This is a genomic window from Herpetosiphon llansteffanensis (assembly GCF_003205875.1).
Lineage (GTDB): Bacteria > Chloroflexota > Chloroflexia > Chloroflexales > Herpetosiphonaceae > Herpetosiphon > Herpetosiphon llansteffanensis.
In genome coordinates this window covers 89551-99273 of sequence record NZ_PUBZ01000125.1, presented here as the reverse complement: position 1 = coordinate 99273, position 9723 = coordinate 89551, and the positions used below count along the sequence as shown (strand labels likewise).

The 9723-nt window shown below is 49.3% G+C and carries 7 protein-coding genes; 6 read left to right on the top strand and 1 reads right to left on the bottom strand.

Translation table 11 applies throughout. The features are described 5' to 3' along the window. Positions 1-750: 750 nt before the first annotated feature. The 6 genes from C5S61_RS20285 (at position 751) to C5S61_RS20260 (ending at position 8331) form a co-directional block, all read left to right on the top strand. Positions 751-1512: a rhomboid family protein gene (locus tag C5S61_RS20285; protein WP_110518007.1), complete on the top strand. Its 762-nt coding sequence runs from the start codon at positions 751-753 to the stop codon at positions 1510-1512. A 225-nt stretch (positions 1513-1737) separates the two neighbouring features. Continuing rightward, positions 1738-2700, top strand: a complete 963-nt coding sequence (locus tag C5S61_RS20280) for an ATP-binding cassette domain-containing protein (RefSeq protein WP_205701444.1) — start codon at positions 1738-1740, stop codon at positions 2698-2700. Positions 2701-2711: 11 nt separating this feature from the next. Then, a complete protein-coding gene (locus tag C5S61_RS20275) occupies positions 2712-3473 on the top strand; it encodes an ABC transporter permease (RefSeq protein ID WP_110518005.1) in 762 nt (253 codons plus the stop codon). Between the two features lie 84 nt (positions 3474-3557). After that, positions 3558-4901, top strand: a complete 1344-nt coding sequence (locus C5S61_RS20270; RefSeq protein ID WP_110518003.1) for a glycosyltransferase — start codon at positions 3558-3560, stop codon at positions 4899-4901. A 213-nt stretch (positions 4902-5114) separates the two neighbouring features. Then, positions 5115-6611 carry a class I adenylate-forming enzyme family protein gene (locus C5S61_RS20265; RefSeq protein WP_110518001.1) on the top strand — a complete coding sequence of 499 codons (1497 nt, stop codon included), beginning with the start codon at positions 5115-5117 and terminating at the stop codon, positions 6609-6611. 61 nt (positions 6612-6672) lie between these two features. Further along, entirely contained in the window at positions 6673-8331 is a 1659-nt protein-coding gene (locus C5S61_RS20260; RefSeq protein ID WP_110517999.1) for an HAL/PAL/TAL family ammonia-lyase, read from the top strand. Between the two features lie 301 nt (positions 8332-8632). Here the strand turns inward: C5S61_RS20260 and C5S61_RS20255 are convergent, their stop codons facing one another. Further along, a complete protein-coding gene (locus C5S61_RS20255; RefSeq protein WP_110517996.1) occupies positions 8633-9583 on the bottom strand; it encodes a helix-turn-helix transcriptional regulator in 951 nt (316 codons plus the stop codon). Positions 9584-9723: the final 140 nt, after the last annotated feature.

Here is a 9723-nt window from a genome sequence, read left to right as displayed (position 1 = left end):
AATAATTTGGGCAATAGTGCTAAATAGCATTCATCTATATACATTTACATTGTAAAAGGAAAACAGCAGTGCTTGCTATGAAGCAGCAGAATGAACTATTTTATTTGTTAAATCGAGTTAACATGCGGTTAAGACATTAACCAAAAATTGTGCTCGATCAATAAATTTAGCTCAATTGGCTTATAACGCGGCTATTATAGTTAAAGCATAAGAGCATTGTCAAGGCGCATTAAATATATCTAGACAGGCTTATTATTTCCCAGTGATCAGATTATGCAGCAAATTCTTAGCTCTTGCATAATTTATTTTCTTAGGTTATTATCCCCGCTATGTGCTAAGAATCGTTAATTTTAAGATTAATTCGTTGACCTATATGCATCGGCATAAATCAGCCCTAAGACTCATTAATTTTGGTGCTATTTGTGAGAATTAATTGCAAAAACTGGTCATAAGCAGATTCTCCAAGCATTCCAAATTAATTAAACTAACATCGTATAGTTTAATCGATTCATTCTCAATCAATTAAACTAACATCGTATAGTTTAATTGATTCAATCTCAATTAATTAAGCTAACAGCGTATAGTTTAATCGTTCAGCGCACTATTCTAGGGTTATTGACTGCATTTTCTCAGCATAGGTTGTGATACCAAAAACATGCTGACCATGGCTAGGTGTCACTGAGCAAGCAAGTAGATTGAGGCCGTTAGTTGGTTCAGCTAGCCAATCAATTGAGGAGTAACAACGACAGCATGAATATTTTTGATCGATTACGCATCATCGGGTTGGGTTTGCAGGCCACCAAACAGCTTTTTGCATTAACCGAGCATGCACCGTTTGAGGCTAGCGCACCAGCAACCGACGATTCCGATTCGCTAGCTGTTGGCACATTGTTGGTTCCCATAACCGATAGTTTGGCCAAAGTTGCCGTTTTATATGGCTTGAATGGGCTAAGTGCCTTGCTCAATGCGGTTAAATCTGGCGATGATGCTGCCAATCCGCAAGCCCAAGTTGCTTGGGGGGCGTTTCAAAAATCGCAGGTTAATGGCGGCCAAGTTTGGCGGATTCTGACCTATAGCTTGGTTCACCCCAGTTTTGCCCAGGCCTTGCGCGAGAGTGCTGCAATGGGGATTTTGGGCACAGCAACCACCCGCTTTCAATCATTCAGTTTAGCGTTTTCGGCAGTGCGGCTGGGCATTTTTGTGCCATTGCTGGTCACTGCGCCGCAAGCAGATAACGACGCAGTGCTGATCAACATGTCTGGCTCCTCTTACTGTCTGCTTGGGGTCTTTTTGGCCTCACTCGCGACCGACCGTGACCGGCTGAGTGTGCGCTCCCAAAGCGATGTTTTGGCGGCAACTGGCTTGGGTGTGTTGAGCACTCAAATGCTAGTGCGGCTTTTACGCTCAAGTGGTCAAACGCGCAAAGCTGGTTTGGCTTCGTTGGGTGCAGGCATTGTTAGCACGGTAATTATGCAGATCGTTCGGCGAGTTAATGCCAATAAAGCTGACTAACAGCGCTTGGCCTACTGCGCCACTCATTGCAGCATCCTAACCTTTGGCGCAATTGCAACCCTGATACACATCGTTGGGCGAACCAGTTGGCTTGATTTCGCCGCAGGTTCGCCGCCAATTCCTCGTCGTTGTTTGGTTGCGCAGGCAACTAACTAGCCATCATGCGGTCGAGGCTTCCAATGCTGAAAACTGTCTATCCCACCTGAACCTCAACGGAGCAGCTTGATGATTATTCTTGAAACCAAGGAATTGGCCAAAAGTTTTCGCGTGCGAGGACGCTTAGTCGAAGCCGTCAAAGGTGTAACGATGAATGTTCAAGCAGGCGAGATTTTTGGATTTCTGGGGCCGAATGGGGCTGGCAAAACCACAACCATGCGCATGTTAACTACGCTGCTCAAGCCGAGCAGTGGCCAAGCAACCATTGCCGGCATTGATCTTTTCACCAATTCGCGTCAAGTTCGCGAAAAAATTGGCTATGTGAGCCAAGCTGGTGGCGCTGAAGGTGCATCGACGGCGCGGGAAAATTTGATTCTGCAAGGCCGTTTTTATGGCCTGAGCTTGCCCGATGCGGTCGCACGAGCTAAAGAGTTGCTTGCAGCGCTCGATCTGGAGCAAATTGCCGATCGCCCGAGCAGTAGTTACTCTGGTGGCCAACGCCGCCGCCTCGATTTGGCACTGGGCATGGTGCATAAGCCAAAATTGTTATTGCTCGACGAACCAACCGCCGCGCTCGACCCACAAAGTCGGGCTTGGTTGTGGACTGAGGTGCGGCGGCTTAACGCTGAAGGCACAACCGTTTTTATGACGACTCATTATCTCGATGAAGCAGATGCGCTGTGTCAGCGTTTGGCAATTATCGATGATGGGCGGATTGTGGTTGAGGGCACGCCCGATGCGCTCAAACGTCAAATCGTTGGCGATACAATCACGCTTGGCCTGCAATTTCAGCCAGAAACTGGCCAGCACGTTCAGGCGCTATTACAAGAGCAGAGCTATATCCATTCGCTAGAATACGATGAGCAAGCAATTCGCTTGGTTGTTGATCGGGGCGCAGAGGCACTGCCGAAGATTCTCCGGCTGATTGATGATGCCAATGTGCATGTGCAAACCGTCGAGCTTTCGCGCCCTTCGCTTGATGATGTGTTTCTTAAGCAAACTGGTCGTTCATTACGCGAGTCTGCCAACTAAGAGGATATTCAATGCAATCGCTCCGTGATACATGGTTGCTATTTAAGCATTATCTCACCATGACCATGCGCAACCCAGTGATGGTTATTGTCGGCCTTTTTCAGCCAATCGTGCAATTGCTGCTCTTTGCCCCGTTGCTCGAGCCAATCGCCAATACCGAGGGTTTTCCCGAGGGCGGCTCAATAGGGGTGTTTACGCCTGGTTTGCTAGTGATGCTGGGCATTACTGGCTCATTGTTCGTGGTGTTTGGCTTTATTGCCGAGCTGCGCGCAGGCGTGCTTGAACGTATGCGGGTTACGCCGCTGAGCCGTTTGGCCTTGGTGCTTGGGCGTTTGCTACGCGATGTGGTGATGTTGCTGCTCCAAGCTACGGTGCTGGTTGGCGTGGCATGGCTGATGGGTCTGCGTGCTGATCCAGCTGGGGTAGCGCTTTCAATGTTGATTGTGGTGCTGCTTGGGTTGTTGGTTTCGTCGTGCTCTTATGCTGTTGCGCTGATTTTGCAGGATGAAAATGCGGTTGCTTCGGTGCTCAACTTTTTGATCTTGCCGATTTTATTGCTTTCGGGCATTACCTTACCGCTTACTTTAGCGCCAAACTGGATTCAAAATGTGGCGGGTGTTAACCCATTTGCCTACGCGGTTGATGCGTCACGAGCCTTATTCATTGGCCAGTTTAGCAATCCTGCGGTTTGGCAAGGCTTTGTTGTGATGGGTGTCTTAGCATTTTTGGGCGTTTTCTGGGCTGTGCGTTCGTTCCGTCAAGGGGTTGCTTAGCACAGAAGCATCAAACGCACATAACCGTAGCCACTCCAGAAGGCTCTGTCAGATTGATTAATCGCTACCATGGAGCATGTTTGAATGGCGACAATTGTGATCAGTATGTTTCCCGAAGAAGGCCATCTTATTCCTAGTTTTAAGCTTGGCAAACGGTTAAAAGCCCAAGGCCATCAGGTGTATTATTTGGCGCTGGCCGATTTTGAGGCCTATGTTCGCAGCCAAGGCTTTGACTATTTGGCCTTATTGCCAGAAGCCTTTCCGCTTGGCTTTCGGGCGCAACAAATTGAACGAATTGCAACAACCAGCGGCAGAAGCTTCTTGAAAGAGGTTTCGCATACAGCCTTTTATCGGGCGTTATGCCAAACGGTGCTTGAAGCCCAAAACCCGATCAAAGCCAGTTTGCTGGAAGTTGGCGCTGATCTCTGTCTTATCGATGGCTTTATGGCTCCGCTAAGTTTGATGATTCAGCATATGGGCATTGCGGTGGTAAGTTTGAGCATTAATATTAATTTGCCGCAAGCAGCCAATTATCCGCCAGTTGTGACCAATATTATTCCCGATGCAACCTCAGCCTCGCCTTCCAAGGCCAGCATGGCTTGGAAATTTAGTGGAATTGCGGTCAAAATTACCAATCTTTTGGTGGGCTTTAATTTCCAAAAAGAGCTGACCAAGGTTGCGACCCATTTTGGCTTCCCAGCCGATCTGATTGTGCCAGCTGCCTTGTTTCCACGGCTGCGGCCACAACTTGAGATTCCAGAAATTGTGCTTTGTCCGCAGGCGTTTGATTTTCCACGGCCAAGCGTTGAGCAAGGTATTTTCTACTGCGAACCATCGATAGATCTTGATCGGCAGGAAGCAGCCTTTGATTGGTCGCAGATTGACCCAAGCAAGCCGCTGATTTTCTGCACCTTAGGCAGCCAAAGCCATATCTACAAGCAAAGTCGGCGCTTTTTTCAAACCGTTATCGATACCTTGCGCGAGCATCCCGAGTGGCAGTTGATTATGGCGCTTGGTTCAAAGTTTCAAGCCCACGAATTTCAGCATGTGCCAGCGAATGTTCAGCTGCTGCAATGGGCTTCGGTGGAGCAAATTCTGCCGCGCGCCAGCGTGATGATTACCCATGGCGGGGTTGGCGCAGTCAAGGAATGTTTATATTTCAACCTGCCAATGCTGGTTTTTCCTGGCAATCGCGATCAACCTGGCTATGCTGCACGGGTTGTCTACCATGGGCTGGGCTTGATGGGCGCAATCGGCAAAGTATCGGCCCAAAGCCTTGCAACAATGCTCACCGATGTGATTCAAAACCCCAGTTTCAAGCAACGGGTAACGGAAATGGGCGCAGAATTTCGCGCGCTCGAAGCTTCGATGCCTGCGCTGGAACTGATTCAAAGCAAGTTACCCAATAGCCGTACGGTTGCCTCGTAACCAGTGCCAACACCACGGTTGGCTTGGCCAACCATCGCCAATCGGGCTTAGCTCCCGAGATATTCACTGTCATTTGATTTCACCGCTAGCGAGGTTCTGATAGGCTGCGGCTCTGCTGCCGCCACGATCAAGAGCCTCCTATGCCGTGCCTTACACCTCGATTTGAAGGTTGGTTTCGCCCAACTATAACGCTATAAGGGAAGCATACAGCAGATGAATATTGCCCAGCATATTGAACAAGCGCAACGCCAAACGCCCAATAACATCGCCTTGATCTTTGAAAATAGCCATTATAGCTACCAAGCACTTGACCAATTGGCCAACCAAGTGGCGAATGGCTTGAGCGAGCTTGGAATTCAGGTTGGCGAGCGAGTAGCGTTATTCTTGCCCAATATTCCTGAGTTTATGTTTGGCTACCTTGGGATTATTAAACTGGGGGCGATTGCAGTTTCGCTGAATGTGCAACTCCAGAGCGCAGAGATTCAATTTATTGTTAACGATAGCCAAGCCACAGCGATTATTACCACGCCTGAATTAGCAAGGCTGATTCCAACTGACGCTTGCCCAAGCCTCAAGCATGTGTTGCTTACTGGCAATGCCGATGCTGCTGCTAGTTTCGCTGATTTGATGCGAAAATCCTCAAATCAATATCAATCACGAACAATGCAAGCGCATGATCCAGCAGCAATTGTCTATTCATCGGGAACGACAGGTTTTCCTAAGGGTGTAACGCTTTCGCATAACAATATTATTTCGAATATGCAGGCGAAAAATCGCTATTGTGATATGCGATCCAGCGATAGATTATTATTATGTGTGCCACTCTTTCACTGTTTTGGCCAAAACGCAATTTTTAATAGTGCGATTAATGCTGGCGCAACGATTGTGTTGCACCGTAGTTTCAACCTCGATCTGGTTATTCGTTCGATTCAAGCCGATCAGGTGACGATGTTTTTTGGCGTACCAACCATCTATTTGCTGTTACTGAATAAAACCGAGCCTGAGCAATTGCAGCCTGTGCGCTATTTCTTCTCTGGCGCAGCAATTTTGCCAGTCGAGATTGCTCAGCGCTGGTATGCAAAATATAAGCTGCCAATTTATGAAGGCTATGGCTTAACCGAAACGTCCCCATTTGCTGCCTACAATCATAGTTTGCGCTATCAATTAGGCTCAGTTGGTACGCCAATTGAGCATGTTGACATAAAAATCGTCGATATTGAAACAGCTGTTGAAGTATTGCCCGATCAGGTTGGCGAAATTATTATCCGTGGCCCAAATGTCATGCTGGGCTATTGGAATAATCCAAGCGCAACTGAGCAAGCGATTCGCAATGGCTGGTTTCATACGGGCGATCTAGGCAAAAAAGACCAGCATGGCTATCTCTTCATCGTTGATCGCTTGAAAGATATGATCAATGTTGCTGGGCTAAAAGTTTACCCCGCTGAAGTTGAAAATGTCATCTTCCAATTACCTGAGATTGCAGAAGTTGCGGTGTATGGTGTCGCTGATGCCATCACTGGCGAACGGGTTGAGGCCCAAGTGGTCTTCAAACCAGATCAGCAACGAACGATTCAAGAAATTATCGCCTTTTGTCGCAAGCACATGGCGAGCTTCAAAGTGCCAACCGCAATCAAGGTTGTTGCTTCAATTCCCAAAAACCCAACCGGCAAAGTGTTAAAGCGGCTCTTACGCAACGAGGCAGGAGCCTAGGTTCGAAAGGTTTAGGACAATGTTAGAGCGACTATCAACCAATTCATTGTTGGAGAACCCTATGCGCAATCAAGTAACCCTAACAGGAGCAGGCCTAACCATTGAGGATGTTGTTCGTGTAGCTCGCCACCATGAAACAGTTGGGCTTAGCGATCATCCTGATATACTGAACCGGATTGCTGCCTCGTGTGCCTATATTAATGATGCGGTCAAAGCAAGCAAGCCAGTTTATGGCGTGACGACCGGCTTTGGTGGCATGGCCGATGTGGTTATTTCGCCAGAAGAAGCCGCCGATTTGCAGAATAATGCAATTTGGTATCACAAAACTGGCGCTGGTAAATTATTGCCCTTGGCCGATGTGCGGGCGGCCATGTTGCTGCGCGCCAATTCGCATATGCGCGGGGTTTCGGGCATTCGGCTTGAAATTATTCAACGCATGATGACCTTTTTGAATGCCAATGTTACGCCGCATGTGCGTGAATTTGGCTCAATTGGGGCGAGTGGCGATCTGGTGCCATTGATCAGCATTACTGGGGCCTTGCTGGGCACTGATGCAGCATTTCGGGTCGATTTTGATGGCGAGGAAATGGATTGTATCTCGGCCTTGGAACGCCTAAATTTGCCGCGTATGCAATTGTTGCCCAAAGAAGGCTTGGCGATGATGAATGGCACCTCGGTGATGACTGGGATTGCCTCCAATGTGTTGCATGATGCGCGCAACTTGCTGGGCTTGGCCTTGAATATTCATGGATTGATGATTCAAGGCTTGCAAGGCACCAATCAATCGTTCCACCCATTTATTCATGCCCACAAAGCGCATACAGGCCAAGTTTGGGCCGCCGACCATATGTTGCAAATTCTCGATGGCTCGGTGTTATCACGCGATGAGCTTGATGGACGGCACGAATATCGCGAGGGCGATTTGATTCAAGATCGCTATTCGTTGCGCTGTTTGCCGCAGTTTTTGGGGCCAATTATTGATGGCATGGCCTATATTACCCATCATTTGCGGGTTGAAATTAACTCGGCCAACGATAATCCTTTAATTAATACCGAAGATCAGGCCAGCTATCATGGTGGTAATTTCCTCGGCCAGTATATTGGCGTGGGCATGGATCAATTGCGCTATTACATGGGGCTGATGGCCAAACACCTTGATGTGCAAATTGCCTTGTTGGTTTCGCCGCAGTTCAACAATGGCTTGCCAGCTTCGTTGGTCGGCAATTCCAGCCGCAAAGTAAATATGGGTCTCAAGGGTTTGCAAATTTCGGGCAACTCGATTATGCCAGTGCTAGGATTTTTGGGTAACTCGTTGGCTGATCGCTTTCCAACCCATGCTGAACAATTTAATCAAAATATCAATAGTCAAGGCTTTGGGTCGGCCAACTTAGCGCGCCAAACGATTGAAACCTTGCAACAGTATATTGCCATTGCCTTGATTTTTGGGGTGCAAGCTGTTGATTTGCGCACCTATAAAATTGCTGGCCACTATAACGCGGTTGAAACGCTTTCGCCAATGACAGCGAAACTCTACACTGCTATGCGCGAGGTGGTTGGTCGGCCTGCATCGCACGAACGCCCCTACATTTGGAACGACGATGAACAAGCGCTCGACCAACACATTAGCGCAATCGTCAGCGATATTACCAATGATGGGATTATTCCACAAGCAATTCAGCAGACCCTTGATAGTTTGCGCTCGATTATTTTATTTGCCTAATGGAAGGTTCCCTCACCCCAGCCCTCTCTCCCACTGGACGCGGGAGAGGGGGAGCATCCGTGGTTCACCAAGGAATTGGGAGCGAACCACGGGATTAAAGCCCCTCGCCCGCACACAGGAGAGGGGTTGGGGTGAAGGGATCTTAAAACCGACCCTTGGAAGCCAGCCCTCTCTCCCACTGGACGCGGGAGAGAGGGAGCATCCGTGGTTCACCAAGGAATTGGGAGCGACCACGGGATTAAAGCCCCTCGCCCGCGCACGGGCGAGGGGTTGGGGGTGAGGGGATCTTAAACATCTTTAGCTATGTTAGGAGCAATTTGGCATTTTGGTAATTTTCTAGCATGCGTTCAACTTCGACGGCAAGGCGTTGGCGCAGTGAATCTGGCTCCAAAACGTGGACATGTGCGCCCCAACTCAGCAGCCATTGGGTGACATCGTGTTCGTTGCGGGCAAGCAGCGTTACCAGCAACCCAGCCTCACATGGCTCATGGGCCACCGCATAGAACGATGGCTCTTCGCGTACCCAGGCCGCACTTTCATGGTCAAATAAGACCCTGATGCGCAACGTGCGATCATTGCGTTGATCCTCGTCGAGGCTGAAGTTGCTGGGTCGCTCAAAGCTGATGTTCATAACGCGTAGCTCGGCGATGCGCTCAATCCGAAAGGCGCGAATAGCTTGACGTAACATACAAAACCCAATCACGTACCAACTCTTGCCCGTGTGAATTAAGCCATACGGATTGACTTCGCGCTCAAGTGCAGCGGCTCCGTGACGCGCTTGATAGGTCATGCGAAGCCGTTGTTTGGCCACGATTGCGCGCCGGAGTTGCGGCAAGAGGCTAGTTTCATGCTGATTGGCCGCGCCACCTGGCACAAAGCGAATCGTGGCCCGCAGCGATTTGACTTCGGCTCGTTGTTGCTCTGGCAGTGCGCCTGCAATTTTACGCGCTGCTGCATGGGCCGCTTGGCGATACTCAGCATCGAAGCTTGCGGCCATCAGGTCGGCTCCCAATAACAACATCATTGCCTCATCGGGGCTAAAACGCAGTGGCGGCAGAAAATAGCCTTCAACCAGCGAATAGCCTTGGCCTGCTGCTGCGACCACAGGCACGCCAGCTTCACAGAGCGCCTGAATATCACGATAGATTGTACGCTTGCTTATTTCGAAGGTTTTGGCTAAATCCTCGGCGCGCCGTCGACCGTGCGCCTGCAACTCCAGCACAATCGCGAGCAAACGGTCGGTTCGGTTCATGGCAGTTCTCCAACGATCAATCCAACAGCTCAATTCATTCTACGCGAGGAATTCAGCACTGTCATGTTGGGGCTGCAACTTTGGCTTTTGCTGCACCGTCTCAGGCGATGAGCCATTGTTTGTCATTCAAGGAGTAGCAC